The sequence below is a fragment of the Streptomyces genisteinicus genome (assembly GCF_014489615.1).
GTDB classification, from domain to species: Bacteria; Actinomycetota; Actinomycetes; order Streptomycetales; family Streptomycetaceae; genus Streptomyces; species Streptomyces genisteinicus.
Window position 1 is genome coordinate 1,306,129 of record NZ_CP060825.1, and the last position, 26,998, is coordinate 1,333,126.

The following is a 26,998-nucleotide window of genomic DNA, read 5'->3' on the forward strand; positions in this document are numbered from 1 at the left end:
CACCGCGCGGGACGCCGAGGGCGTCACCAGGTTCCCGGACGTGCGTACCAGGAGGGAACGGGCGAGTCGACGGTCCCTGTCTCGTTCCCGTGGAAGGTGAAGACCCTGGTCTCCCCGGTCCCGTAGTTGTACGAGAGGGTGATGTCCGCCCGGCCGTCTCCGTTCACGTCTCCGGGCACCAGGTTGCCGGTGTTCGCCGCCACCCAGTGGCCGGCGGGGCGGGACCACGGCGTGACGAAGCTGTCGAAGCCTCCGTCGGCACGGGCGTGGAAGACCCGGAGGTCGAACGCGCCGTCGGCGTGCCCGTAGGTGAGGGCCAGGTCGGCGCGGCCGTCCTTGTTCAGGTCCGCGGCGGTCATTTTCACCCGCTCGCGGTCCCAGGTGCCGGCCGGAGCGTTCCACGACTGCTTCGGGGCGTCCACGGAGCCGTCCGCCTTCGCGGTGAAGGTGTAGAGCCCCGCCGCACCCGTGGCGAAGACGTACAGGCCGACGATGTCGTCGCGCCCGTCACCGTTGATGTCGCCCATGGTGTAGCGGACGTTCTCCGACCACCAGTATCCGGCGGGCGACTCGTACGAGAGGACGGGGTTCTCGAAGGAGCCGTCCGTCCGCGCGAGCGACCGGTGGACGCCGGTGACGCCGTTGCCCTTGTTCTGGACGAGCACGAGGTCGTCACGCCCGTCGCCGTTGACATCGCCCGTCAGCACCGTGGTACGGGACCAGTCCCAGCCGGTGGGCACGACGACGCTCTTGCGTCGCACCGGCGGACCCGCCGCCTGGGTGAGGAAGGACCATGCTCCGACGCCTGCGGTGCCGTAGTCGTAGAAGCCCACGACATCGGATCGGCCGTCACCGTTGAAGTCACCGGAACCCCACTTGGTGCGGGTGTAGTCGAAATCTCCCGGCTCGTCGCTCCAGTACTCCTGGGGCGGATTGTGCCCGCCCTCGCTGCCGGCCTTGGCCACGAAGAGGCCGGTGGTCGCCTTCTCGTAGTCGTAGGCGGTGAGGATGTCCGTACGGCCGTCCGCGTCGTAGTCACCGCCGAGGTCGGTTCGCAGGTGCGCTGTCCTGGCCGTCCACGTGTGGCCCGCGACATGGCCGCTCTCGCGGTTCCAGCGGATGTACCCGGTCTGGAAGTCCGAGCGCCTGCCGCCCAGCACCTCGTACTCGGGGGACTTCGGGAATCCGAGGCTGCCGGTGTGACCGCCGGCGCTCAGCCAATGGCTGCGGATGGTCCCGACGACCGGCCAGGCCCCCGCGACGTCGGCGCTGTCCCAGTAGAACGAGATGTTGCTCCCGCTGGCGACCAGGTGCCGGAAGTCCTGGTAGTGGCCTGCGTTCCCTGCGAGCGGAGTCTCGTCGCCCGTCGGGTAGCCGAACTCCCGGACGCCGCCGAGGGCGACGTACTTGCGGTGGACGGCACCCCGGACGGCGAAGGGACCCAGGCCCGGCTTCCCGTAGATGGCGCTGGGCTTGCCCGCCTTGCTGAAGGTGACGTAGTTGCCTCCGTCGACGTTCGTGTACATCGGGTCCGATGTCGGATAGCCGAGGCCCCCGGTCTCCCGTCCGGTGCTGTTCCACTTGTCGAACAGGCTGTTGCTCACGGCCCAGGCGCCGGTGGTCCTGCTCCAGGAGATGGCACGATCGGTCGCTGTGGTACCGGGCTGGGCAAAGTTGACGTACCGTCCGCCGTCGCTGACAGCGGTCATGACGGAGGTGGGTTTGCCGAAGACATCAGGCCCGCCGAGTGCTTCGTACTTGCCCAGGATGGGCCCGCAGACCGAGACAGCGTCGGCGCCGGAAGCCGGGGCAAAGCTCTTGCAGTCCGCCCAGTCGTGGCCGGTGATGAAGAGCTGGCGGGCGGCCTTGAACGACTGGCCGTTGACGGGTGCCTGGCCGGGGTACTCGACGGTGCGGCCGGCGCCGTCGCGGGCCCAGAGGTCGGCGAAGCCGTCGTTCTCGAAGTCGCCCGTGGTGGACAGGTGCGGAACGTCGGCCGCCTTGAAACCGGTGGCGATGGACGTCTGGCGGACCGCCGGATCACCGTAGACGGTGAGGTCGGCGAGAACGTGGCCCTGGCCGGGCGTGGTCGTCCGCTTGCTGGTGTACTGGTGGATGGTTCCCTTGGTCTTGTCGCGGGCCCAGATCTCCGGGAGGCCGTCCTGGTTGAGGTCGCCCGGGGTCATGATCGTCATGTCCTGCCAGTCGGCGTTGCCCAGAGCGATGGGGGCACCCAGGGCGCCCGTGCGGGACCCGAGGTAGAGCCAGAGGTTGGCTCCTTCCTTCACCAGCAGATCTGGGTAGTCGTGCTCCGTGACCTGTCCGTCCCGACCGCCGGCAAGGCTGTCGTCATCGCTGAGACTCGGCACAGAGACGATCTCCGAACCCTTGGCCCAGTGGTTGTCGCAGTCGGGGTTGCCTGGGCTGTAGCAGTCTCTGATCACCGTCAAGTGCTGCCGGGCCGCGTCTCCGGGCTGGAGCTTGCCGCCGCCGTCGCCCAGGTAGGCCCACAGCTCGTAGGTGCTCGGGTCGTCGGCAGCCGGCTGAAGCGCAACGAAGTCCTCGTAGACGTCGTCGTTCCAAGTGCCGCCGACGGAGACAGTGCTGGAGGCAAACGACTCGTCCTTGGCCGCCTGGCCGGTGCCGAAAGTGCCGTCCCCACGGCTCGCGTAGGAATACAGCGTGCCAGAACCCGGATCGATGGTGACCAGGTCGACCAGGCCGTCTCCGTTCAGGTCGCCCAGCTTGTCACGCTCACCTGAACTCGACGGATTGAACAGATAGCTCCTGACGTTCGAGCGGTTGTTTGCCGCGTCCTCGCTTCGCACGTACAGGTACTGGGGTCCGTTCGCCATCGGCTTGACGCTGACGGTGACGGACCCGCCTGTCGCGGCGGGCTTCGCCGACTTCTCCCTGGTGTCGTCGTCGGTCCACCACACATACTCGGTGATGTCGTTGATCTCGCCCGCAGCGGGGTTTGCCTGGAATGTAAAGGTACCGGCGGTCCGAGCGGGTTTCGCACAGGGGGTGCCTGCAGGCAGCTGGGCCGTGCAGCCCTTGCCCACGCCCTCCGGCCATTCCGTGGAGCTGACCTTCGGTTCCCGCGTTGGACCTTCGGGATCGTAGGTGAAGTAGCAGCGGCCTGCGCGAGGGCTGCTGCCGATGCCGTCCTCGACGACCGCCTCGTACCAGTACTGTGCGGACCCCAGTGTGCTCGCGAGGATACGCAGCTGGGCGACGCCGCCGCGGCTGGCGTTCACGCTGGCCGTCTTGGCCGCCTCGCCGGACCGGCCGTACCTGAACTCGACGTCGAGGTCGGCATCCTCGGCATCGTAGATTTTTGAGGCACTCAACGTGACGTGGTCGGTCTTGCCGATAGTGCCGCCCGCACAGGGGACCGAGGGGTCGATGGTGAGCTGCGGCTTGGCCGGCAGCGTGTTGTACCTCGTCGAGACGCGCGCGGAGGTCGGGTCGAACTTCCGCCACGAGACGTCGACCGCGTTCGACTTCGAGGTGAGGACGAAGGACCAGCTGCCCCACGTGTCCGCGACGGCGTCCTTGATCGCGCTCGTGACGTTGAACTCCACGAGGTTGGCCGAGTCGGCCGGACAGTTGCGGCCGCCGAAGGACTCGCCGGAGGAGTCCACGAGGGCGCCCCACGACGGCTGGTTGTTGTAGGTGATGTTCCTGGGCAGTGCGCTGCCGATCGCCTTGACCTGGACGTCACCCGATTTGCAGGACCAGGAACCGGCATGCGTCTGCTTGATACGCAGCTTGGACTCGATGATGTCCTTGCCGGCGAGGCTTCCGACGGGGATACGGAAGTAGGTGTTCGCTCGAACGGTTCCGCCGTTGCTGCCGTCGATGGAGACGCCGATACGCGCCTCGTCAGAGAGGGTGCCGCCGTTGTAGTAGACGGTGTTCGCGGTCTCGGGGTAGGCGGAGTGCTTGTACGCGACCGACCAGGCGTTCTGCCAGGCATCAGGGGCCCATTTGGGGTCGATCACGACAGGAAAGACCGTATCGGGGTCCTCAAGCATGTTCGCGTCCGGCGTGAGGGTGAGCGTGTCGTGGTCGAGCTCCACGCCGAGCTTCGCCCGGTTGCTGCCCTCGCCCGCGCCTTCGAGCGTGTCGTGAAGCGACGGGGTGCCGGCCGATCTGGCGGCCTTGGGTGTCTTGGGGTCCACGGCAGTGGTGGTGTCCGAGCCACCGGAGTCCCACATGTGCGGCTGCGGTGCCGCGAAGAGCACGTTCCCGGAAGGGGTCTTTGCCAGTATCTCGCCCGCAGCACCCTCCGTGACCTGCAGGCCCTTCGTCTGCAGGCCGAACTCGATCGTCCGGACCGCCGGGTTCTCGGCCGCCTCGGGCGTCTTGACGACGAGAGCGTGGGAGAAGGAGACATCACTGGCGGTAGCGGTGAGATCGACTCCCGGCAGCACCTCGGCGTACGTGGCGGTCCGGCCGTCCACGGTGGGCTTGGGCAGCTTGCCGTGCGGCCAGGTGAGCGTGACGGTCCGGCCTTCGCCCGTCATGGTGGCGAAGACGTTGTCGCCGCCCCCGGAGAATGATGCGGCCATCGCGGACGCCTTGGGCGCCAGACGCCCGCCGGTGCCCGCCGCCAGGTCCGGATCGATGTCGACGAGCTCGCCGCCCTGTTGCACGCGGACCGGCAGGATCGAGCGGTCGACCCGGGCGGTGCCGTCCGGGTTGATGTACACCTCGTCGGTCTCCGTGCGACGGGACACCAGTTCGACGGGCTTGCCCGTGCGCTCGGCCTCCTCAAGGGCCTTGGCCGCCATCGCGCTATCGGCGTCGGACCACGTGGAGACCGCGCCTTCGGCCGTCACCGATTCCGCGGCCGTCGCCGGCTGCGCGACAGCGAGCAGACCGGCAGACATCGCCGTGACGATGACGGCCGATACGGCTCTTCGCGCACCCCCCCGGGAGCTGCCGTGTCTCAGAATGAGCTTTCGCATGAAAAGAGATACGCCCCAGTTCCTATTGTTTTGTTTCGTTCACCAAGTCGCCCCGGGAGCTGCCCGCCGCACCGTTCTCGGCTGCGGCGAAGGAAGCCCCCCTCGGCCATGACTCCCGGGACGTGAACGAATTGTGCAACGTGCTTTGTAGCAGCCACGAGCGACACACAGCACCTGAGGGTGAACTCCCGTACCGCGCTGGCGACTTCCTGACCTGTGGCTTGTGTTGAATTGCCCACCGAAAGACCGATTCCTTCCGGCCACTATCAAGACACCTCTTGTTGACCTTTGGAGCCGTGCGTACATTGCATCTGTTCACGTGATCATCAAATTTCCAGGGGTGGGGGCTCACGTGCCGATTTGGCATGCTCGAAGACTTTTCAGGCATAGATCTGCGCAATGGCGTTCGGGACTCTCCGGGCTCGCGCTGGCACTGCTGGCCTCAGGGGCTTCGCTGACCCCGCTGCCCGCGCAGGCGGCGGAAGGGCGCGGACTGGCCGAGGTACAGAAGGTCACGGACGTCCCCGCGGCACGCACGACCGCGAAGGGTCCGGCGGCGGCGCCGGACCAGACCGGGAAGGCGGAGCTCAAAGCACCGCCGAACGTCCGTTGGCCCGCGCAGGGGACGGCCGAGGCGACGGTGCCGAAGGCGACGGGGAGTGCGCAGACCACGCGCGGCACTGCGGCGAAGCAGGCCGCGGCCGCCATCGGCCCGTCGGCACGCGCCGGTTCACTGCCCGTGCGTCTGGCGCCGGGCAACAAGGCCGTGGCCAAGGCGTCGGCCGCGCCTGCCGCCGACGCCCCGGCCGTCACGGCGAAGGTCTCCGTCCACGGCCAGGACAAGGCCCGCAGGGCCGGTGTCCAGGGATTGTTGCTGTCCGTGCAGCGTACCGACGAGGGCACGGGCACCCACCCGCTCTCGGTCGAACTGGACTACAGCACCTTCGCGCACGCCTACGGCGGCGACTGGGGCTCACGACTGCGCTTCAGCCAGCGCCCCGCCTGCGTGCTGACGACCCCGGAGAAGCCTCAGTGCCAGGGGTCCGTACCGCTGCCCAGCGTCAACGACAGCGAGACCGGCACACTGACCGGCACCTTCGCCGCACGTGCGACGGCCACGGGCGCCACCGGCCGCAGCGCGGGGGGCGCCGGTTCGGACAGTGCCGTCGTTCTGGCGGCGACGGCTTCGGCCTCGGGCTCCAAGGGCACGTACACGGCCACCTCGCTGAGCCCGACGGGCTCGTGGTCGGCCGGCAGCTCGACGGGTGACTTCTCCTGGACGTACCCCATGGAGATCCCGGCTTCCCTCGGCGGCCCCGGCCCGGCCGTCTCCATCGGCTACAACTCGGGCAGCATCGACGGGCGCACCGTCGCCACGTCACAGCAGCCCTCATGGGTGGGTGACGGCTGGGACACCGGCTCCAGCTTCATCGAGCGCACGTTCGTGTCCTGCGCGGAGGACCGCAAGGCGGGCAGCGGGTTCAACAACCCCACCACCCACCCCACCGGTGACCTGTGCCACGGGCCTCCCATGGTCACGCTCTCCCTCAACGGCTCCTCCACCTCGCTCGTCCTGAACGACGCGGACAAGAAGTGGTACCCGGCCGACCAGGACGGTTCGAAGGTCGAACTCCTCACCGGCGCCGAGAACGGCGACAAGGAGAAGGAGTACTGGGTCGTCACCAACTCCGAAGGGGTCAAGTACCACTTCGGCCTCAACCAGCTGCCCGGCTACGCCGCCGGCAAGGGCGAGACGAACTCGGCCCTCAACGTGCCGGTCTACGGCAACCACCAGGGCGAGCCCTGCCACGCCGCCTCCTACGCCGCCTCGGTCTGCGACCAGACCTACCGCTGGAACCTCGACTACGTCGTCGACCCCCGCGGCAATGCCCTGACGTACTGGTATGCCAAGGAGCAGAACTACTACGGCTCCAACGTCACGACCACGGGAACCTCCACGGCCCGTCGCTACGACCGCGCCGGTTACCTCACACGGGTCGCCTACGGACTGCGCTCGGACAATCTGTTCGCGCCCGCACCGGCCGAGGTCACCTACAAGGTCGGCGAACGCTGCCTGGTCACCACGTCCTTCGACTGCGCCGAGTCCAAGCTGACCTCCACCGCCACCTACGAGGTCGCACGTAACTGGCCCGACGTTCCGGCCGACCAGCTCTGCGCCTCCGGCCAGACCTGCACCGACCGCTACTCGCCCGCGTTCTTCACCCGCAAGCTCCTCAAGAGCATCACCACCAAGGTCCTGAAGGACGGCGTCCCGACACCGGTCGACACCTGGACCATGGCCCACTCCTTCCAGTCCACAGGTGACGGCGCCGTCAACGGCGAGTACCCCCTGTGGCTGAAGAGCATCCAGCGCACCGACGAGAACGGCGCGACGCTGGGCCTGCCCGCGGTGACCTTCATCGGCAAGCAGATGCCCAACCGGGTCGACAACGACACCGACGGCAACCCGCCCTATCTGCGCTGGCGCGTCACCCAGGTCAACACCGAGACCGGCGCCCGGACCGTGGTCGCGTACGCACCCACCGAGTGCTCCAGCACACCGGGCGCCGTGAAGCTGCCTGCTTCGCCGGACAGCAACACACTGCGCTGCTTCCCCGTCGTGGTGGAGACCAACGACCCCACCGACCCCACGGGGATGAAGAAGAAGTACTCCACCGACTGGTTCCACAAGCACCGCGTCGACCAGGTCCGGGAGGAGGACAAGAACGGCACCTCGCCGACCCGAGAGGTCAACTACACCTACCTCGGCACCCCGGCCTGGGCCTACGACGACGCCAGCGAGCTCACCAACAAGCCCGCCCGCACCTGGTCCGTCTACCGCGGCTACGGCGAGGTCCGCACCGTCCAGGGTGTCGCCCCGGACGTCCGCAGCCGCACCGAGACGCTGTACTACCGCGGCCTCGACGGTGACCTCAAGGCCGACGGCACACGCCGGTCCGTCTCCATCACGGCTTCCGACGGGAGCTCCGTCAAGGACCACCGGATGCTCGTCGGCCAGGTCCGGGAGAACCGCTACTACGAAGGCGTCGACGGCGGCCTGCACTCCGCGACCATCACCACGCCTCACCTGCAGGGGCCCGTCGCCAAGCGGGACCGCTCCGCAACCGGTGCGTCCGACCTCGAAGCCTGGTTCCAGGGCCTGAAGTCGACGTCGTCCCGCACGATCCTCTCCGACGACCGGGGTGAGCGGAAGACCGCTGTCGAACACGGCTACGACGACGGCGGCCGACTGGAATGGACGTGGTCGAAGGGTGACACCTCCGACGCGAACGACGACACCTGCACCCGCTTCGACTACCTGAACGACGCCGCGAAGTGGTTCCGGTCCCAGCAGACCCGTGTCCACACGGTCGCGGCGGCCTGCAACGCTCCGATCGTCTACGGCCCCGGCAATGTCGTCTCCGACGCCAAGGTCGAGTACGACGCCGTCGGCAACGTAGTGAAGACCCGGTCGCTGTCCGGGTTCTCCGACCAGAACCTCCCGGAGTACACCACCCAGGGCACGGCCACCTTCGACGACTACGGACGCATCACCTCGGCGACCGATGTCTACGGCAAGACCACCACGACCACCTACACCCCGGCCTCCGGCTCGGTCGTGACGAAGACGGTCACGAAGAACACTCTCGGCCACACCGCGACGACCGAGGTCGACCCCGGCCGCGGACTGCCCCTGGTCCAAACGGATGCCAACGGGCGCAGTACCGTCATGCAGTACGACGTGCTCGGGCGGATGAAGAAGGTCTGGTCCCCGGACCGCAATTCGCGCACCAGCACCCCCGACGCCGAGTTCGAGTACACAGTCGGCCGTGACGCCCCGGTGGTCATCACCAACAAGCGTCTGAAGGAAGACGGCACCTACCGCGTCTCCTACGACTTCTACGACGGTGCCCTGCGTCTCCGCCAGACCCAGAACCCGGCCATGAACGGCGGCAGGGTCGTCACCGACACCCACTACGACAGCCTCGGCAGGGTGTGGAAGGAGAACTCCGGCTACTACAACAGCGACAGCGGCCCGGTGGCCACCATGTTCCCGGCGACCGAAACCGCTGTTCCGTCCTCGACCGTCACCACGTACGACGGCGTCGGCCGGCCGACCGCCACCATCGCCCGCAGCAAGGGCAACGAGACCTGGCGCACCACCACCACGTACGGCGGCGACTGGACCGCCGTGGACCCGCCGGCGGGCGACACACCGACCATGGCGATCCTGGACGCCCACGGCCGCAAGACCGAACTCCGGCAGTTCAAGGGCTCCGGTCCGACCGGCGCCTACGACAAGATCACCTACAGCTACACGCGCAAGGGGCAGTTGGACAAGGTCACCGACCAGATCGGCAACGTCTGGTCCCAGACCTACGACGTGCGCGGCCGTGTGAAGACCCTGGTCGACCCCGACAAGGGCACGTCCGAGATGACGTACGACGAGGGCGACCGCGTCCTCACCGTCACCGACGGCCGCAGCCCCCGGCGCACGGTCGCCATGGCGTACGACGCGCTCGGCCGTGTCACCGCCACCCACGAGGACTCGCTCTCGGGCACAAAGCTGACGTCGCAGACCTACGACACCGTCCCGGGAGCCCTGGGACTGCCAGCCTCCTCGACCCGATATGTCAACGGCAACGCCTACACCCAGGCGATCACCGCCTACGACACCGAGTACCGCCCGACATCGACGGCGGTCACGATCCCGGCCAGCGAGGGCAAGCTCGCCGGCACGTACGCTTACTCCAACACGTACACCCCGCGCACCGGTCTGCCGAAGAGCACGACGCATCCTGCGGTAGGCGGCCTTCCCTCCGAAGCCGTGTCCATCGGCTACAACGGTCTGGACACCGTCAACACCATGGGGGTCGACGGCAACACCTTCGTCGCGGCCACCGAGTACACCTCCCTCGGCGATGTCGTCCGCACCCGGGTCGACTCCGCGGGCAGGGCGGTGTTCACCAGCAACACGTTCGATGAGCAGACGCGCAGGGTCACCCGCACAACGAACCAACAGCAAGTGGTAGGCACGGTCGACACGATCACGCTCAACGACGTGGTCACCGATTACGACGCCATCGGCAACGTCACCCGCATCACCGACAAGACCGGCGACAACCCGACAGCGGCTACCACCGACGTCCAGTGCTTCGCCTACGACCACCTGCGCCGGATGACCGACGCATGGACGGCGAGCGACGCCTGCGCACAGAGACCGGAAGCCTCCGGTCCGGGATCGGCTCCCGCGGTCGGCGGACCGGACGCCTACTGGCACTCCTACACCTTCGACGCCGCGGGCAACCGTCTCAGTGAGACCAAGCACGACCCCCTCGGCGACACAGCGAAGGACGTCCACCGCTCCTACACCTACGCAACCGGTCTTCCGACGAAGAGCCGTCTGGACAAGGTCACCGTCACCGGCCCTCAGGGACAGCGCGAAGAGCTCTACGGATACGACCAAGCGGGCAACACCACCACCCGCACCATCCAGGGCGACACCCAGTCCCTCCAGTGGGATCTGGAAGGCCACCTGGAGAAGGTGACCGCCGGCAGCGACGAGTCCTCCTACGTCTACGACGCGGGCGGCAACCGCCTCATCGAGCGCGAGGCCACCGGTACCACGCTCTACCTGCCCGGTACCGAGCTCAAGCTCGACGCCGACGGCAACGTCGCCAAGACCACCCGGTACTACACGCACCCGGCGGGCCCGGCCATGGTCAAGGTCGCCGAGGGCGGCACCATCAAGAAGTCGTACCTCCTGAGCGACCGCAACGGCACCGCCACCACCGCCGTCGACGCCGCCACGCAGACGGTCACCCGTCGCAAGCACACCCCCTTCGGCGAGGAACGCGGCACGGCCCCGTCGATGTGGCCGGACGACAAGGGCTATCTGGGCGGCGCCAAGGACGCCACCGGCCTCACCCACCTCAACGCCCGCGAATACGACCCAGCCCTGGGCCGGTTCATCTCCGTCGACCCGCAGATGGACATCGCCGAGTCCCAGACGATGAACCCGTACGCGTACGGGAACAACAGCCCCATCACCTTCGCGGACCCGTCCGGCCGGGCGATGTGCGCCGACGAGGCGTGCACGGTCAGGGTCCAGACCGAAGGCCAGACCTTCGACCAGATCGTGGAGAACGCGGGCGGGACGGTCCCCCCTCCGCCGCCACCGCCGACGACGACCGTCAGCGAGGCCGACGTCAAGAAGGCGAACTCCATCCGCCAGAAGTCCAAAGCGGACATCATCCTCGAGATCGCCATCGAGGTGGCCAAGGGAATCGCCGGGTTCGAGGACATCCAGGCATGCCTCGGCGGTGACGTCTGGGCCTGCGGCGCCCTCGCCCTCGACGCAACTATGCCCTTCGCGGGCAAGGCCAAGCGCACCGTCAAGGCGCTCGAGACCGCCTGGAAGATGTACGACCGCTGGGAGGAGGAGGTCCGCTGGGCCACCCGCACCCTCCGCCGGGCAGACGACGAAGCCGCTGCCATGGCGAAGTACATCGAGGACTACGCCGCCTGGGAGAAGAAGGCCGACGCCGCAAGAGCAGCAGAGAAGAAGGCTGACGCGGCAGCCGACGCGGCGAAGAAGTCCGACGGTGGCGGAGGTGGCAGCTGCCCGATCAGAAACAGCTTCACCCCCGACACCGAAGTGCTCCTCGCCGACGGCACCACCAAGCCGATCAAGGACCTGAAGCCCGGCGACAAGGTCATGGCGACCGACGAGAAGACCGGTGAAACCACCGGCAAGAACGTCGCCGCGACGATCGTCGGTGACGGCGAGAAGTACCTCGTCCGCATTACCGTCGACACTGATGGCGACAAGGGCACGGCCTCCGCCCCGATCACCGCGACCGACGGCCACCCGTTCTGGGTTCCGGCCCTCAAGAAGTGGATCGACGCCAAGGACCTCAAGCCCGGCCAGTGGCTCCGCACCAGCGCCGGCACCCACGTCCAGATCACCGCGGTCCAGGCCTGGACCCAGACCTCCAGCGTCCGCAACCTCACCGTCGCCGACTTCCACACGTACTATGTGCTGGCAGGTAAGACGCCGGTACTTGTTCACAACTGCGGAGGCAAGGCAACCGTGACGTTTGACGGGGGTCACGCGTCGGTCGAGGTAGCAGCTGCGGGTGAATCCTTGAGTACCCATCAGGTTGGCGGAGTAGTCCGACTCCCTAATGGTGAGTCCCTTCCGACTCCCATCAAGGTGGAGCACTTTACTGGGAGTGCATCGGAGTCGGCTCGCGCTGTCACCTTCGACTTGCCGAACCCTGGGGGAGCCATGGCGTATCAAGAGGTGATGCTCGGCAGAGGCGTGACAGGTACATACGACGAGATCACGGCCAGCTGCTTCCATCACTGCGCTGCAGTGCTCCATGCCGGTGGTGTTCCCAATGTTCCGGTTGGGGGTACAACGAAGGACATCGTCGCGTTCATGCTCCGTGCGTCAAGAGGTAAGAGGTGAGCGAAATGGCAGACGAGCCTATCGATGATGAGGAATTGCTAGCATGGATAGAGAATGATCCCGATAATTGGGAGCTTCCCGACGAGCTACGCATGCCCGCGAGTGGGATCGTCGAGAATTTCGCAATAATTGTTCTGTCTAGCCGCTTCACGTCCGCAGCCATCAATCAATCTGTCGGTAGGCTAATCACTGATAGTGCAGAATTCAGCACGTGGTTCTTCGAGGAAGCAAAGGGTCAGGAAAATCCTCTTCGGCTCTTGCAGCTCTCGGAAACCTCGATGCGGCTTCTGAGGCCGTGCTGGAAGGCCTGGAAAGTCTATGAGCGCGCGTACGAGGAGAACTCAACAGAGTTTCCATCGGTAGAGGCGCAGAATCTCTTGGCCGCGCTAGACGCCGCGCACAATGGATTCAGGACCCCGCGAGGTCTGTGATCGCGATCCAGGGGAAATGATTGCTGCAGCGTGGATTCTCTCGCGATTCGGGAGAATCCACGCTCCTCTGTATTCGGCGTAGTGGCGGGTGTGGAGTCGGATCTCCAGATGATTCAGAGTACTGACCGAAGCCTTGGCCGACGCGCTCCGGGTCGCCGAGTCGCGCGGTGACCGCATCCCCGCCCTGCCCGAGAACCCCGGCTCCTGACGGCAGCGGCGACGGCAACAACCACGGATTCAGGCGCACAACCGCGGACTCCGCCGGACCGTAAATCCCCTCCTCTACCTGCATAAAATCAGCTAGAGGAAGGGCTGCCAGCGCACGTACTATGTGCTGGCGGGCGCCACGCCGGTACTCCTTCACAACTGCGGCGACAAAAGCGCCCCCTTCGAGAACGACGTACTTGCGGCGGGCGAGGCAGACGTGGCCGGCGCAGGTGGAATGTTCTTCGGGCTTAGAATCTCAAACCAGAGCGGTCATTATGTCCCCTGCAGCTGCAGCATCAATCTAGGGATTGAAGAATTCCGACAGGCTGGGATCGATTTCTCCCCCGGGAGCGTGGAACTTGTTGGGCCCTAGCGATGAGGACCTCCGCCATCTGGTGGAATTGAGGGAGGAGGCGCGACGGGGCTGGTTGTTGACCCGTCAGCCAGCCGCCCCAGATCACCGGTTCTACTGGTGGGAGACGCTCATGGAGGTCTCCCTGGATCGGGTGCGCAGCAGCACACTGTCGACCTCGATGCGGCGCAAGTATTCGTTGTTGGCCGCGCAAGCGACGAGGGAAGCCGTGAAGCTGCAGGTAATGCCCTCTTGGAAGGGGTGCATGCGACTTGCATTCCTGGTTTCCGAGTACGGACGCCATCCGGGCAGTGACGTTCAGGAAGTTTTGCACCCGGATCAAGTAGCTGAGGATGCGCTTCGGGCGATTGGGAAATCGCCCGAAGAGGCCGCGAGGGTCGCAGATAACTGGCCATCGCGACCTATTGACGAGATAGCCGAGTTGCGGAGGGTGAAGAATATTGTTCACGCTTTGAGTGCAATGCGGCCACACGTTCTTGACCCCAAAGTGCGTGCAACCATCTCGCGGTGGCTAGACATCTGCGAAACGCTGCCGTAGGAAATATGGGAACGCTAATTTTGCAGCATTGAGCGAACAGATTCGTCTATCAATCGCCTGCGAGCCAGGCAAATACCTGAACCCCCTTCCCCGAGCATGGGTGAGGGGGTTCAGGGCGATCATTGTTATTCGCCAGAGTTATCGATGAAGCACTTGCGAATGAAGCGGATCCCTGCAAAGCCCCGGGACTGCAATCGGAGCATTCTGCCAAAGGGCTAGTTGCCTCATTTTATAGCCACGCCAAGGGAAGTGTGATGATCAGTGAGCCAGAAGGATCGGTCCGCGAGTACGTCGGCTTCATTCGGATCGCCGGTCAACCGGAAATCCAGTTGAGGCTGATGGCTTCGTCGTCGGGTGAGGCCCGAGCGATGGTCATCGAGCAGTACGGTGAGGGACATGTGATATCGGTGTGGAATGAAGAGGATGCCAGCCGCCCCAGGTGACCTTGCATTGCTCTGTCCGGTCTGCTTCAGCAGTGAAGTTGTGGCCGCCGACGGCAGGCAGCATCAATGGGATCTTCGTTGTAAGCGTAATAGCCGCAGTGGCCTCATCGGACATATTCCGGTGGGGCTGTTGTGATCTTGAGCGTAGAGGTTGACGTGGTGGAAACCGCCACGAACTCCAGACCGTCGTCGACGCCGACACATTCCTGATCCTGGTGGCCGGCCCTCGCCGGGAACCGCAATGGCCGCCAGACATGGTCCAGGCACTGGACTCGTCATCGTGCTTGTCGAGGGCAGCCAGGCCGACTTTCGGACTTGCGGTTGCGCGGGCGTCGCGTCCGCCGCACCGGCGGCGTGGTGCGGGGCGCGGCTGTCAGAATGCGGCCCCATGGAGAACCGTGAAGCGCTCAAGCCGTATCTGCTGGCCTTCCCCGGACCGTTGCGCGACCGGCTCGTGGCCGCGGTGCTCAGCGGGGAGAAGGTGTCGACGACCGGGCTGCTCGCCGAGTACGAGGCGGAGGCCGAGGAGCTGCCCCCGGTGGGCGAACGGTCGGCGCTGATCGACTCGGCGGGGCGCGAGGTCGCCGTCCTGGAGGTGACCGAGGTGCGGGTGCTCCCGCTCGGCGAGGTCGATCTGCGGCACGCCCTGGACGAGGGCGAGGGGTACGCCTCGGTGGCCGAGTGGCGGGCGGGGCACGAACGCTTCTGGCACTCGGAGGAGATGCGCGACGCGCTCGGCGACCCGGAGTTCACCGTGGACGACACGACGGTGGTGGTGGCGGAGAGGTTCCGCGTGGTCGAGCGGCTGGACGGGCCCGCGGGCGACGGGCCGGCCCCGGAGGCGGAGGGCCCCGGCACGGGCGGCGCGCCCCGGGAGCCGGTGGCGGCGAGCGGGGCGGGTGCGGACCCCGGCGACGAGGTGCTGGACGTCGTCGACGAGCACGACCGCGTCGTCGGCCGCGCACCGCGTGCGGAGGTGTACGCCCGGGGGCTGCGGCACCGCTGCGTCTTCGTGCTCGTCCGGGACGGCGGGGGCCGGATCTTCGTGCACCGGCGCACCCCCGGAAAGCTGGTGTTCCCCTCGTTGCACGACATGTTCGTCGGCGGTGTGGTGGGCGCGGGCGAGAGCTACGACGACGCGGCCCTGCGGGAGGCCGAGGAGGAGCTCGGCGTGCGCGGACTGCCCGCGCCCACACCGCTGTTCGGCTTCCTCTACGACGGCGGCGGCGACCCCGGCCGGAGCTGGTGGTCGCGGGTGTACGAGGTGCGCTGCACCCTGCCCGTGGACCCGCAGGCCGAGGAGGTCGCCTGGCACGGCTTCCTCGACGAGGCGGAGCTCTCGGTGCGCCTGGACGAGTGGGAGTGGGTGCCCGACGGGGCGGAGGCGTACCGGCGGCTGCTCGCGCACGGCGCGGGGTGAGCGCGGGCCCGCGGAGGTGTGCGGACGGCAGAGCGGACGGGGGGCGTGAGCGGCGCGGACCGAGGACGTGAGCGGCGCGGCGGGGACGGGACACCCGGCCGGCCCCGCCGCGGCCGCGGGTAGGGTGCGCTGCGTGAGCGATTTCGTGCAGAGCCTGCGGCTGTGGTTCGCGCCGGGGCGTATCCGGGACGAGGGCGAGACCCCCGACTACCGGTTCTCGCTCGCCAACGAGCGGACCTTCCTCGCCTGGATCCGCACCGCGCTCGCCCTGATCGGAGGCGGTTTCGCCGTCGACCAGTTCCTTCCCGACCTCCGGTGGGGGGTGCGTGCGGGCCTCGCGCTCGCGCTGATCGGCACCGGTGCCGTGTGCGCCGTGCGCGCGGTGAACCACTGGGTGCGGTGCGAGCGCGCCATGCGCCGGGGCGAGGACCTGCCCTCGTCGCGCTTCCCCGCGCTGCTGGCCGTGCTGGTGGCCGTGGTGGCCCTGGCGATGGTGCTGATCGTGGCCTGGGGCGACGTATGACGGCCGGGGCGTGGCCCGGGACGGGGCCCGTGACAGCCGGGACGGGGCCCGCCCCGGCCGCGGTGCGGGCCGCGGCGTCGCGGGGCGACGGGTGACGGTGTCCCCGTCCGGGCGCGATCCGGGCCTCCAGCCCGAGCGCACACGGCTGGCCTGGCGGCGCACGGTGCTGAGCTGGACGGTGGTGGCGGTGCTCGCCGTACGGCAGGTGGCGAGCGACGGGACGGTGTGGACGGACGTCCTCGCGATGGGGATGTGCGTGCTGGCCCTGCTGGCCTTCGCCTCCGTGGCGGACCGGCGGATGCGCGCGATGGCCGCGGCCCGGCCCGCCGCGATGACGGCGGGCGGGGCGGCGGCCGCGGTGGTCTGCACGCTGGTGCTGGCGGCGTTCGCCGTCGCCATCGTGGTGTGAGGCCGGAGGGCACCTGTGGGGCGCGTCCGCCGCGCTGGTGCGCTCCTCCGCCGTGGAGCGCGTGAGCCGCCCCGGTGGGCTTTCCGGCGGTGGGGCGGGGAGGCCGCCGTGCCACCCGGCCCGTCCCGGGAGGCTCTGTGGTCCGATGATCCGCCTTTCCCGGGGCCCGGTTCGGTGCCGGGCCGCGTACCCCTCGCACGACTAGCCTGGAATGCGGCATTTGCCACCATGTCGACCCCGAGGTGAGCACCATGACCGCCCTGCATCACGAGCACACCGGCCACGCCCACGTCCACGGCCCCCGGTGCGGCCACACCGAGATCCGCCACGGCGACCATCTCGACTACGCGCACGACGGGCACCTCCACCGCTCCCACGACGGGCACTGGGACGAGTGCGAGACCGGTGAGCACGTCTCGCACAGCGGCCACGCCCACCAGCACGGCGACGGCTGCGGTCACCCGGCCGTCGTGCACGGCGACCACGTCGACTACGTCCACGACGGCCACCGCCACGCGCCGCACGACGGCCACTGGGACGACCACTGACGCGGCAGGCCGCTCCCGGGCCGGCCGCGCGGCGGAGGGAACTCCCCCGCGGACGCCCCGGGGGCACCCCGCGCGGGCCGGACCGCCGGCCCGCGAGCCGGGTCGCGCCGTGTTCCCCTCGGCGCCCGCAACTGACAGGCTCTCAGGGCCCGTTACACCGGGCCCTCAGCCGTCTGGACCTGCCCGTCAGGGGGAGCAACCGTGCCTGCCACCGATCCGTACCTCGTCCGGCTGACGCCGAACGTGCACGCCTACGTCCAGCCGGACGGCGGCTGGTGCCTGAACAACGCCGGGTTCGTCAGCGACGGGGAGTCGACCCTGCTCGTCGACACCGCCGCCACCGAGCACCGTGCGCGCGCACTCCTGGCGGCGCTCACCGGCACCGGCGCCCCGCCGCCGCGCACCGTCGTCAACACCCACCACCACGGCGACCACACCTACGGCAACGGCGTCTTCGCGCCGGAGGCGGTGATCGTCGGGCACGACGCCTGCCGCGAGCAGGTGCTGTCCGCCGGGAGGCAGCTGCACCTGCTGTGGCCGGGGACCGATTTCGGCGACGTGCGGATCACCCCGCCGGACATGACCTACAACGACCGCATGACGCTGCACGCGGGCGGCACCGAGGTGCGCCTCCTGCATCCGGGCGGTGTCGCGCACACCCTCGGCGACACCGTCGTGCACCTGCCGGCCGAGGGCGTCGTCTTCACCGGTGACCTGGTCTTCGCCGGCGGGACGCCGTTCGTGGCGGTGGGCTCGCTCAGCGGTTCGCTGCGGGCGCTCGGCGTACTCCGCTCGCTGGGGGCGGAGATCGTGGTGCCGGGCCACGGGCCGGTGACGGACCCGTCGGCGTACGACGCGACGGAGCGCTACCTCCTCTTCGTCGCCTCGCTCGCCGAGAAGGGGTACGCCGCCGGGCGCACGCCGCTGGAGACGGCCATGGCGGCGGACCTCGGCGAGTTCGCCGGGCTCCGGGAGAGCGAGCGCCTGGTGGCGAACGTGCACCGCGCCTACGCGGAGCTGGCGGGGCTTCCGGAGGGTTCGCCGCTGGACGAGGCGGCGGTGATGGGTGACATGACGACGATGAACGGCGGCACTCCGGTCGCCTGCCACGCCTGACGGCCCCACCAGCCGGGCCCCGCCACCCGGGCCGGACGGCGCCGCTCCCCCGCGGCGCCGTCCGGCCCTCCCTGTGACATGCGCGGCCGGTGCGGTTCACGGGCTGGACGACATACCGACTGGTCGGTCATCATGGTCGCGTCCAGGACCGACGACCGGAACCGCCCCCGGAGGTGCCCCTCATGAGCCCAGCCCCACAGGGCCTCGACCCCGAGCAGCTGCGCGGCCGTCTCGACCGCGAACGGCCGGGGCTGGTGAACGGGCCGCTGACCGCGCGGCTCATCCAGGGCGGCCGCTCCAACCTCACCTACGCCGTCACCGACGGGACGAACCGGTGGGTCGTCCGCCGCCCGCCGCTGGGCCACGTCCTCGCGACCGCGCACGACATGAAGCGCGAGCACCGGGTGATCAGCGCACTCGTCGGGACCGCGGTGCCGGTGCCGGAGCCGGTGCTGCTGTGCGAGGACGACTCCGTGCTCGGCGCCCCGTTCTACGTGATGGAGTTCGTCGAGGGCACCCCGTACCGCACCGCGGAGCAGCTGGCCCCGCTCGGCCCGGAGCGCACCCGCGACGCGGTGCTCGGGCTCGTCGACACCCTCGTCGACCTGCACGCCGTCGACCCGGAGGCCGTCGGCCTCGGGGACTTCGGCCGGCCCGAGGGGTTCCTCGACCGCCAGCTGCGCCGCTGGGGCAAGCAGCTCGCCGCCTCCCGGGGCCGTGAACTGGCCGGGATCGACGAGCTGCACGCGGCGCTCGGGCGGGAGCTGCCGGTCTCCCCCGCGCCCACCGTGGTGCACGGCGACTACCGCCTAGACAACGTCCTCATCGGCGAGGACGACCGCATCAAGGCGGTCCTCGACTGGGAGATGTCGACGCTCGGCGACCCGCTGACCGATCTCGGCCTGCTGGTGATGTACAGCCGCCGGCTGGAGCTGCCCGGCTCGCCGATCAGCACCACCGCGGGCGCCGTGGGGCATCCGGCGCCGGAGGAGCTGATCGAGCGGTACGCCGCCCGGTCCGGCCGGGACGCGTCCGCGATCTCCTGGTACACCGCCTTCGCCTGGTTCAAGCTCGCCGTGATCCTCGAGGGCATCCACTACCGCTACACCCTCGGCCAGACCGTCGGCGCCGGCTTCGACCGGATCGGCGATCTCGTCCCCGTCTTCATCGAGCACGGTCTCACCACCCTCCAGGAAGGCTGAGCAGCCCATGGATTTCGCTTTCGACGCCCGTACCGAGGAACTCCGCGCCAAACTCCTGGCCTTCATGGACGAGTACGTCTACCCGGCCGAGGAGATCGAGCACGAGCAGCGCGCCCGGCTCGCCTCCCCGTGGGACACCCCCGCGATCGTCGAGGAGCTGAAGGCGGAGGCGCGCCGGCAGGGCCTGTGGAACCTGTTCCTCCCCGACTCCGAGTACGGTGCCGGGCTGACGAACCTCCAGTACGCGCCGCTCGCCGAGATCACCGGCCGCAGCCCCCACATCGCCCCCACCGCGCTCAACTGCGCGGCCCCGGACACCGGGAACATGGAGGTGCTGACGCAGTTCGGCAGCGAGGAGCAGAAGAAGCAGTGGCTGCAGCCGCTGCTCGCGGGCGGGATCCGCTCCGCCTTCGCGATGACCGAGCCGGAGGTCGCCTCGTCGGACGCGACCAACATCCGCACCCGCATCGACCGGGACGGCGACGACTACGTCGTCAACGGCCGCAAGTGGTACATCTCCGGGGCGATGAACCCCCGGTGCGAGATCTTCATCGTGATGGGCAAGACCGACCCGGACGGCGACGACATCCGCCGCCAGCAGTCGATGATCCTGGTGCCGCGCGACACCCCGGGCGTCGAGATCCGGCGCGCGATGCAGGTGTACGGCTACGAGGACCACTCCCACGGCGGCCACGCCGAGGTCGTCTTCACCGACGCCCGGGTCCCGGCGGCCAACCTGATCGGCGAGGAGGGCGGCGGCTTCGCCATCGCCCAGGCCCGCCTGGGGCCCGGCCGCATCCACCACTGCATGCGCCTGATCGGCATGGCCGAGCGGGCCATCGAGCTCATGTGCCGGCGGGCCGTCGCGCGTGAGGCGTTCGGCAAGGCGATCGCCCAGCAGGGCGTGGTGCAGAACTGGATCGCCGACGCCCGCGTCACGGTGGAGCAGCTGCGCCTGCTGGTGCTGAAGACGGCCTGGCTGATGGACACCGTGGGCAACAAGGGGGCCCACACCGAGATCCAGGCCATCAAGATCGCGACGCCGCGTGCCGTGGTGGACATCCTCGACAAGGCGGTCCAGGTGCACGGCGCGGGCGGCGTCAGCCAGGACTTCCCGCTGGCGGAGCTGTGGGCGTCGGCCCGCACCCTGAAGCTGGCGGACGGTCCGGACGAGGTGCACCAGCGGTCCCTGGCCCGCCGGGAGCTGAAGCGCCACCTCTGAGGCGCGCGGGCGCGGACGGGCGGACGCGGTCCGTCCGTCCGCGCGTCCGTCTGCCCCTCCGCGCCTCCGTCCGAGCGCGTCCGTCCGTCGCGCGCCGGCTCAGATCAGGTGGTTGCCGTCCCACTCCGGGAGGACCAGGTTGGCGAGGCCGCGCGGCCGGAAGGGCGCGGTGCGGTCGCCGGTGCCCCTGTACAGCCACTTGTAGCCGTCCGAGCCGACGGTCAGCAGGTCCGCCCGTCCGTCGCGGTCGGCGTCGCCGATGGCGACGAGCTGCGGCATCGCGCCCCAGCCGCCGCCGACCCGGGTCCGGGCGGTGAACGTGCCGTCCCCCTTCCCGAGGTACAGCCACAGCACACCCGAGCGGTCCCGGGCCAGCAGGTCGCCGGCCTTCGCCCCGGCCAGGTCGCCCGCCAGGGTGAGACCGTCGTAGATGTCCCAGCCGCCGCCGACGCGGGTGCGCGCCGCGAACGGCGCGCTCCGGTCGCCGGTGCCCCGGTGGAGCCACAGGACACCGGACGCGTCGGAGGCGACGAGGTCGGCGCGGCCGTCACCGGTGAGGTCGCCGCCCGCGGCGACGGAGGTGTAGCCGCCCCAGCCGCCGCCGACCCGGGTGCGGGCGGTGAACGTGCCGTCCCCCTTCCCGAGGTACAGCCACAGCACACCCGAGCGGTCCCGGGCCACCAGGTCGTCGGTGCGTGCCCCGGCGAGGTCCCCGGCGGACTCGATCAGGTCGTAGGTGTTCCATCCGCCGCCGACGAGCGCCCGGTCCGTGCCCTCGAGTTGGTCGGCGAAGGCCCAGTAGTCGGTGTCGAGCCGCCAGAGCCGGCCGCCGGCGTCCCGGGCGAGGAGGTCGGGGGCGCCGTTGTCCGTGAAGTCGTGCGCGGAGGGGGCGCGCGTGACGGTGAAACGGCCGGACCCCTTGAGGTCGGGGCCGATGCCGTTCAGCGGACGGGCGGTGAACTCCCAGGTGTACTCGCCGTTGTAGGCGGACATCCTTTCGTCGAAGCCCAGGTCGCCCTGCCACGGGAAGGTGTAGTCGGGCGTGTACGGGTGGGTGACGGAGAAGCGCATGGTCTTCCCGGTGCGCACGTGCCGCAGCGTCCCCGTGAGGTCCGCGTTGTGACGTGACAGCCGCCAGGTCAGCGCGCGCTGTCCGTGCGGTGCGTCGAGGTCGATCACGGACCCGATGTCGTGGCCGAGCAGGCTGAGCGCCGTGGACTCGCCCGTGGTCGCCACGAGTTCCGCGGTGGGGGCGCCGTCGGCCGTGGGCGGCGCGATGCGGTAGACGCCCTCGCCCTTCGCCACCGTGCCGCCGCGCACGTACAGGGAGCCGTCGGGTCCCGTGGCCGCCGAGTTCACGTGGTCGAGCAGCGGGCGCACGGTCCCCTTCGTCAGGTGGCGTGCGGTCAGCGCGTGCATCGGGTCCGGCGTCCCGGAGGTGTGCCCGCCGCGTACGCCGTAGGTCAGCCAGTCGCCGGCCAGACCGATCTCGACGCCGTACGCCGAGGCGCCGAGCGGGATCCGCTGGGTCGTTTCGGTGGCGCGGGTCACGACGACCACCGATCCCTTCGAGCCCTCCTCCTCGACCCAGGCGAGGTGGGTCCGGGAGACGGCCACGTCCCCCTTGAGGCCCGCCGGGGGAATCGGCCCGTGGACGGAGACGGTGGACGCGGCCAGGTCCACGAAGCCCCAGGTGCGCTCCCCCGACGCCGCGGTGAAGGTGACGAGGGCGTGTTCCGGGGTGGCGGCGCCGACGGCGATCGCGGTGGCGCCGGCGGGCAGCCCGGTGAGCGGGGTGACCACGCCGTCCACGCCGTGCCCGCGCAGGACGGTCCGGCCGCCCTCGTCGACGACGGTGGTGAAGATCGTCCGGCCCGCCCCGCCCGCGTAGGAGATGCCCGAGCCCACGGGGAAGGCCACCCGGAGCAGTTGGGTGCCCGCCGCCATGTCCCGCAGCACGGCCGCGTTCGGGGCACGGTCCACCACCAGGTCCCCGACGCCTGTGGCGTTGGCCGCCGAGGAGGACGCCAGTGTCGTGTGGGTGCCGTCCACGCCGCTGACCCAGCGGTGATCCAGTGCGGTCTCGGACCGGACCAGGTACCCCGTCGCGGTCGCCCCGGTGAGCCTGAAGCCGGCCGGGAACGGCGAAGCGCTCTCCTCGGCCGAGGCCCGTGCCCCGGCCGTGTCCGGCGCGGCGGCCGGGACCGCGGGAGGCGCGGCCAGGGCCGGGGCGCTCATGCCGCCCGCTCCGAGCGTGACGGCGAGGACGGTGGAGACGGCGGCGGCGAGCCGCCGGGCCGTACGGGTGCGAGGCACGTTTCCCCCAGGAGACCGGGCGCGCACGCTGCGCGCGCATGATCAGACCTCCGGGCGGGCGCGAGGGTTGTACGCCGGGGCGGATCTCCGCGGGGCTCGGCGGGTCCGTGCGGTGGCGGTGGCGGTCGCGGACGGGCGGGGGCACGGCCGGGCCCCGGGTGGAAGGCAGGGGCGCCGACGGGCCGCGGGGGCGGCTGCGGCGTCGAGGCGACGGGGGCGGGCGGCGCGCGCCCCTGGGCTCTCAGTACCCCCCGCCCGGCGTGTGGTCCGCGAGGGCCAGCTCGCGGGCGAAGCGTGCGAGGCGGAGCGCGGCCCGGGCGAGGGCCCGGCGGAGCCGGTGGGGGGTGGAGCCGTAGGCCGTGCTCCACAGCGCCGGCAGGCGGGTGGCCATGCCTCCAGCGTGGCCCGGCCGGGCGGACCGGGCCACCGGTGGGCGGCCCGGGACGGTCTACGGGCGCAGGGCGCGCAGCAGGAGGTCGGCGAGGTGGTCGGCGACCTGCTGCTTGGTGAGGGGCCCGTCGGGGCGGTACCACGTGGAGAGGTGGTGGACCGAGCCGAAGTGGTAGTCGACGACCAGGTCGGCGGGGGTGGCGGAGGAGAACACGCCGCTGCGCTGCCCCTCCTCGACCAGCGCGCGGAAGCGCTCGTGGTAGCGGCGGCGCTCGGAGCGGACCTGCTTGTGCTTCTCGGGGCTCAGGTGGTGCATGGAGCGGAAGAAGATGGCCGCGTCGTCGAGGTTGTCGATGGTGGTGACGACGACGTCGGCCGCCGCGCCCCGCAGCCGGTCCTCGATGGGCTCGCCGGAGCCGGCGAAGGCGTCGAGGCGTTCCTGCTGGACGCGCAGGACCCGGGCGTAGACCTCCTGGAGGAGGTCCTCCTTGGAGCCGAAGTAGTGGTAGAGCGCGCCCTTGGTGACGCCTGCCTTCTCCACGATCTCCTGGACGGAGGTGCGATCGTACCCCTGCTCCGCGAAGAGGCGGGTGGCGGTGGCCAGCAGTCTCTGCGGTACGGGGGTCCCCTCCCCGTCCGTCGTCCTGGCCATCGCGCCACCCGCCTTTCGTCCTGATTTCCTCTGGTGCCGAGCCGGTTCCTACGCTTGCGAACGCAGTTCCCGCCTGAGGATCTTCCCACTTGTCGTCTTCGGGAGCTCCGGCAGGACCGACACGTCACGGGGGTACTTGTACGCCGCCAGCCGCTGCTCGCAGTAGGCGGAGAGCTCCCCGGGGGCCACCTCCGCGCCGGGGCGGAGACTGACGTACGCCCTGACCGTCTCGCCCCGGTAGGCGTCGGGCACGCCGACGACGGCGGCCTCCCGGACGGCGGGGTGGGTGTAGAGGACGTCCTCCACCTCGCGCGGCCACACCTTGAAGCCGGAGGCGTTGATCATGTCCTTCTTCCGGTCGACGACGTACAGCCAGCCGTCGGCGTCCATGAACCCGATGTCGCCGGTGCGCAGTTCGCCGCCCGGGAAGGCCTCGGCGCTCGCCTCGGGCATGCCCCAGTAGCCGGGGACGACCTGGGGTCCGCGGACGGCGATCTCGCCCTGCTCGCCGAGGGGGACCTCGTCGCCCCGCTCGTCGACGATGCGCACGATCGTGTCGGGGCCGGGGACGCCGACGGAGAGCGTGCCGGACGCGGGGTCGACCGGGGCCTCGTGCTCCGGGGGCACGGAGGCGCAGGGCGCGGTGCACTCGGTGAGGCCGTAGCCGTTGCGGATGTAGGGGCCGAAGCGCTCCCGGAAGCCGTCGACCAGCGCGGGCGGCAGCGGCGCACCGCCGGAGGAGATCACCTGGAACGAGGCGAAGTGGTCCGGGGTGACGGCCGGGTGGGCGGCGAGGGCCATGAAGGCGGTGGACGGGCCGACGGTGTACGCGGGCCGGTGCTCGGCGAAGGCGTCGAGGACGACCCCGGCCTCGAAGCGGTAGGTGAGGGCGAGGGTGCCCGCGTTGGCGAAGCAGGCAGCCAGCTGGCAGACCATGCCGGTGATGTGGAACAGCGGGGCGAGCGCGTAGTAGCAGGCGCCGTCCGGCACGGGGTGGCCGGTGCGCTGGCGCTCGGCGTTGTAGGCGAGGGCGCCGTGCGGGTTCATGGCGCCCTTGGGGGTGCCGCTGGTGCCGGAGGTGTAGCTGATGAGCGCCGTGTCGCCGGCGGCCGGTTCCGGCAGGGAGGGCGCCGGCAGGCCGCTGCGTGCGACGGCGAGCAGGTCGTCGGCGTCGGCGGCGGGCGCCTCGCGGGCGAAGCCGAGGACCCGGGTGTCGCCGCGGGTCTGGAGGTCGAGCTCGCAGGCGGTGAGGACGGCGCGCAGCGGGGAGCCGGCCGCGCAGTCGCGCAGGTACGTCTCCCAGGCCCGGTCCGAGCAGATCAGCGCGGCCGCGCCGGAGTCGGCGAGGACGTGGGCGACCTCGCCGCTCTTGTACATGGGGTTGAGCGGGACGACGACGGCGCCGGCCTTCCACGCACCGAGCAGGGCGATCACGAAGTGCGGGGTGTTCTGGAGCATGATCGCGACCCGGTCGCCGGGGGCGGTGCCGCGGGCGGCGAGGTGCCCGGCGACGGAGTCGGAGAGGGCGTCGGTCTCGCCGTAGGAGAGGCGGCCGTCGAAGTAGGCGAGCGCCGTGCGGGAGCCGGCGCGGGCGGCGGCGGCGCGGAAGGCGTGCAGGACGCTCGGGGGCGGGTCGACGGGGGCGCGCTGTGCCTCGCTCAGGCGGCCGAGCCAGGGGCGGGCTGCGTAGACGGAGCTCACCGGGAGACCTCCTCCCACTTGCGCTGGAGGTGGTTCATGCCGCCGAGCCACTTGTCCGTCTCGGCGGCCCTGGCCCGGTAGTAGCCCGCCACCTCGGGGTGCGGCAGGACCAGGAAGCGGTCCTCGGCCATCGCGTCGAAGAGGGCGTCGGCGACGTCCTCGGGCTCGATCGCGGTGGGCTTCAGGACGATGTCGCCGGCCGATCCGGTGGCGGCGAGCATGTCCGTGCGCACGCCCTGGGGGCAGATGGCGTGGACCTTGAGGCCGCGGTGGCGGTAGGTGAGGGAGAGCCACTCGGCGTAGGCGAGGGCGCCGTGCTTGGTGACGCTGTACGGGGCGGCGCCGATCATGGTGAGCAGTCCGGCGGCGGAGACGGTGGAGACGAAGGTCCCGCTGCCGCGCTCCAGCCAGTCGGGCAGCAGGGCGCGGCTCGCGCGGACGTGTGCCATGACGTTGACGTCCCAGGCGGACGCCCAGACGTCCTCGTCGGCGAAGGCGTCGCCGCCGGAGCCGAGGCCCGCGTTGGCGCAGTAGACGTCGACGGTGCCGCCGAGGGCGTCGCGGGCGGCGTCCACGATGCCGGAGGCGTCACCGGGGACGGCGGTGCCGCCGATCTCGGCGGCGACGGCCCCGGCCTTGGCGGCGTCGATGTCGTTGACCACGACGCGGGCGCCCTCGGCGGCGAACCGGCGGGCCAGTGCGGCGCCTATGCCGCCGCCGGCGCCCGTGACCACAACTCCCGCGCCCCGCACCGTACTCATCGCGCTCCGCCCTTCGCAGTTCCTCGGCTTCACGGGCAGACTAACCGGTCGGTATGTGCGGGGGGAAGGGGTCGGGACATGCCGGAGGAGGGCTCGGGACACGCGAGCGGACGGGGCCGGGACATGCCGGAGCAGGGCTCGGGACACGCGCGCGCACGGGGCCGGTACATGCCGCGGGCGGGGGCGGGCCGCGCCGGGATGCGCCTCGGGCGCACGGGTCCCGCCGAGGTCGTTCCCGGCGGGCGTCAGGAGCGCTAGCCTGCGTGGCCATGACAGAAGGCGATCACGGAGGTAGC

At 70.0% G+C, this 26,998-nt stretch carries 17 protein-coding genes and 1 pseudogene; 12 read left to right on the forward strand and 6 right to left on the reverse strand.

Annotated features, from left to right (window positions below; all coding sequences use genetic code 11):
- Positions 1 to 23: 23 nt before the first annotated feature.
- Positions 24 to 4,898 carry an FG-GAP-like repeat-containing protein gene (locus tag IAG43_RS05790; RefSeq protein ID WP_187739682.1) on the reverse strand — a complete coding sequence of 1,625 codons (4,875 nt, stop codon included), beginning with the start codon at positions 4,896 to 4,898 and terminating at the stop codon, positions 24 to 26.
- 430 nt (positions 4,899 to 5,328) lie between these two features.
- Here IAG43_RS05790 and IAG43_RS05795 point away from each other — a divergent pair, with 430 nt between their 5' ends.
- From IAG43_RS05795 to IAG43_RS05850, 12 genes and pseudogenes are all read left to right on the forward strand, one after another.
- Positions 5,329 to 12,450, forward strand: coding sequence for a polymorphic toxin-type HINT domain-containing protein (locus tag IAG43_RS05795; RefSeq protein WP_187739683.1), 7,122 nt, complete (start codon positions 5,329 to 5,331; stop codon positions 12,448 to 12,450).
- 5 nt (positions 12,451 to 12,455) lie between these two features.
- Positions 12,456 to 12,881: a hypothetical protein gene (locus IAG43_RS05800; RefSeq protein ID WP_187739684.1), complete on the forward strand. Its 426-nt coding sequence runs from the start codon at positions 12,456 to 12,458 to the stop codon at positions 12,879 to 12,881.
- Between the two features lie 692 nt (positions 12,882 to 13,573).
- Positions 13,574 to 13,999 (forward strand): hypothetical protein, encoded by a 426-nt coding sequence (locus IAG43_RS05805; RefSeq protein ID WP_187739685.1) that lies wholly within the window; start codon positions 13,574 to 13,576, stop codon positions 13,997 to 13,999.
- A 254-nt stretch (positions 14,000 to 14,253) separates the two neighbouring features.
- A complete protein-coding gene (locus IAG43_RS05810) occupies positions 14,254 to 14,442 on the forward strand; it encodes a hypothetical protein (protein ID WP_187739686.1) in 189 nt (62 codons plus the stop codon).
- Between the two features lie 388 nt (positions 14,443 to 14,830).
- Positions 14,831 to 15,184, forward strand: a pseudogene (locus IAG43_RS05815) (ASCH domain-containing protein); the annotation flags it as partial.
- A gap of 138 nt (positions 15,185 to 15,322) precedes the next feature.
- A complete protein-coding gene (locus tag IAG43_RS05820) occupies positions 15,323 to 15,862 on the forward strand; it encodes an NUDIX hydrolase (RefSeq protein WP_246574698.1) in 540 nt (179 codons plus the stop codon).
- A gap of 133 nt (positions 15,863 to 15,995) precedes the next feature.
- On the forward strand, positions 15,996 to 16,385 hold the full coding sequence (locus tag IAG43_RS05825) for a YidH family protein (RefSeq protein ID WP_187739687.1): 390 nt from the start codon (positions 15,996 to 15,998) through the stop codon (positions 16,383 to 16,385).
- A gap of 97 nt (positions 16,386 to 16,482) precedes the next feature.
- The gene (locus IAG43_RS05830; RefSeq protein WP_187744308.1) at positions 16,483 to 16,794 is read left to right on the forward strand and encodes a DUF202 domain-containing protein; all 312 of its coding nucleotides are present in this window, start codon (positions 16,483 to 16,485) and stop codon (positions 16,792 to 16,794) included.
- 251 nt (positions 16,795 to 17,045) lie between these two features.
- Positions 17,046 to 17,342 (forward strand): hypothetical protein, encoded by a 297-nt coding sequence (locus IAG43_RS05835; RefSeq protein WP_187739688.1) that lies wholly within the window; start codon positions 17,046 to 17,048, stop codon positions 17,340 to 17,342.
- A 201-nt stretch (positions 17,343 to 17,543) separates the two neighbouring features.
- A complete protein-coding gene (locus tag IAG43_RS05840; protein ID WP_187739689.1) occupies positions 17,544 to 18,458 on the forward strand; it encodes an MBL fold metallo-hydrolase in 915 nt (304 codons plus the stop codon).
- A 182-nt stretch (positions 18,459 to 18,640) separates the two neighbouring features.
- On the forward strand, positions 18,641 to 19,660 hold the full coding sequence (locus tag IAG43_RS05845) for a phosphotransferase family protein (RefSeq protein ID WP_187739690.1): 1,020 nt from the start codon (positions 18,641 to 18,643) through the stop codon (positions 19,658 to 19,660).
- A gap of 7 nt (positions 19,661 to 19,667) precedes the next feature.
- Positions 19,668 to 20,882 (forward strand): acyl-CoA dehydrogenase family protein, encoded by a 1,215-nt coding sequence (locus tag IAG43_RS05850; protein ID WP_187739691.1) that lies wholly within the window; start codon positions 19,668 to 19,670, stop codon positions 20,880 to 20,882.
- 99 nt (positions 20,883 to 20,981) lie between these two features.
- On the opposite strand, the gene IAG43_RS05855 is transcribed toward IAG43_RS05850, so the two are convergent.
- From IAG43_RS05855 to IAG43_RS05875, 5 genes are all read right to left on the reverse strand, one after another.
- Positions 20,982 to 23,198, reverse strand: coding sequence for an FG-GAP repeat domain-containing protein (locus IAG43_RS05855; protein WP_187739692.1), 2,217 nt, complete (start codon positions 23,196 to 23,198; stop codon positions 20,982 to 20,984).
- A 241-nt stretch (positions 23,199 to 23,439) separates the two neighbouring features.
- The gene (locus tag IAG43_RS05860; protein ID WP_187739693.1) at positions 23,440 to 23,589 is read right to left on the reverse strand and encodes a hypothetical protein; all 150 of its coding nucleotides are present in this window, start codon (positions 23,587 to 23,589) and stop codon (positions 23,440 to 23,442) included.
- 57 nt (positions 23,590 to 23,646) lie between these two features.
- The gene (locus tag IAG43_RS05865) at positions 23,647 to 24,240 is read right to left on the reverse strand and encodes a TetR/AcrR family transcriptional regulator (protein ID WP_187739694.1); all 594 of its coding nucleotides are present in this window, start codon (positions 24,238 to 24,240) and stop codon (positions 23,647 to 23,649) included.
- Positions 24,241 to 24,288: 48 nt separating this feature from the next.
- Positions 24,289 to 25,941, reverse strand: a complete 1,653-nt coding sequence (locus IAG43_RS05870; protein WP_246574078.1) for a class I adenylate-forming enzyme family protein — start codon at positions 25,939 to 25,941, stop codon at positions 24,289 to 24,291.
- Entirely contained in the window at positions 25,938 to 26,702 is a 765-nt protein-coding gene (locus IAG43_RS05875; protein WP_187739696.1) for an SDR family oxidoreductase, read from the reverse strand. Before IAG43_RS05875 ends, IAG43_RS05870 begins: the two co-directional genes overlap by 4 nt.
- Between the last annotated feature and the right edge of the window lie 296 nt (positions 26,703 to 26,998).

Coding starts and splice junctions, on each gene's coding strand:
- IAG43_RS05810 (WP_187739686.1), top strand. CDS start 14,254: ATGATCAGTGAGCCAGAAGGATCGGTCCGCGAGTACGTCGGCTTCATT.
- IAG43_RS05835 (WP_187739688.1), top strand. CDS start 17,046: ATGACCGCCCTGCATCACGAGCACACCGGCCACGCCCACGTCCACGGC.
- IAG43_RS05790 (WP_187739682.1), bottom strand. CDS start 4,898: ATGTCTGCCGGTCTGCTCGCTGTCGCGCAGCCGGCGACGGCCGCGGAA.
- IAG43_RS05875 (WP_187739696.1), bottom strand. CDS start 26,702: ATGAGTACGGTGCGGGGCGCGGGAGTTGTGGTCACGGGCGCCGGCGGC.
- IAG43_RS05805 (WP_187739685.1), top strand. CDS start 13,574: ATGGAGGTCTCCCTGGATCGGGTGCGCAGCAGCACACTGTCGACCTCG.
- IAG43_RS05865 (WP_187739694.1), bottom strand. CDS start 24,240: ATGGCCAGGACGACGGACGGGGAGGGGACCCCCGTACCGCAGAGACTG.
- IAG43_RS05860 (WP_187739693.1), bottom strand. CDS start 23,589: ATGGCCACCCGCCTGCCGGCGCTGTGGAGCACGGCCTACGGCTCCACC.
- IAG43_RS05800 (WP_187739684.1), top strand. CDS start 12,456: ATGGCAGACGAGCCTATCGATGATGAGGAATTGCTAGCATGGATAGAG.
- IAG43_RS05850 (WP_187739691.1), top strand. CDS start 19,668: ATGGATTTCGCTTTCGACGCCCGTACCGAGGAACTCCGCGCCAAACTC.
- IAG43_RS05845 (WP_187739690.1), top strand. CDS start 18,641: ATGAGCCCAGCCCCACAGGGCCTCGACCCCGAGCAGCTGCGCGGCCGT.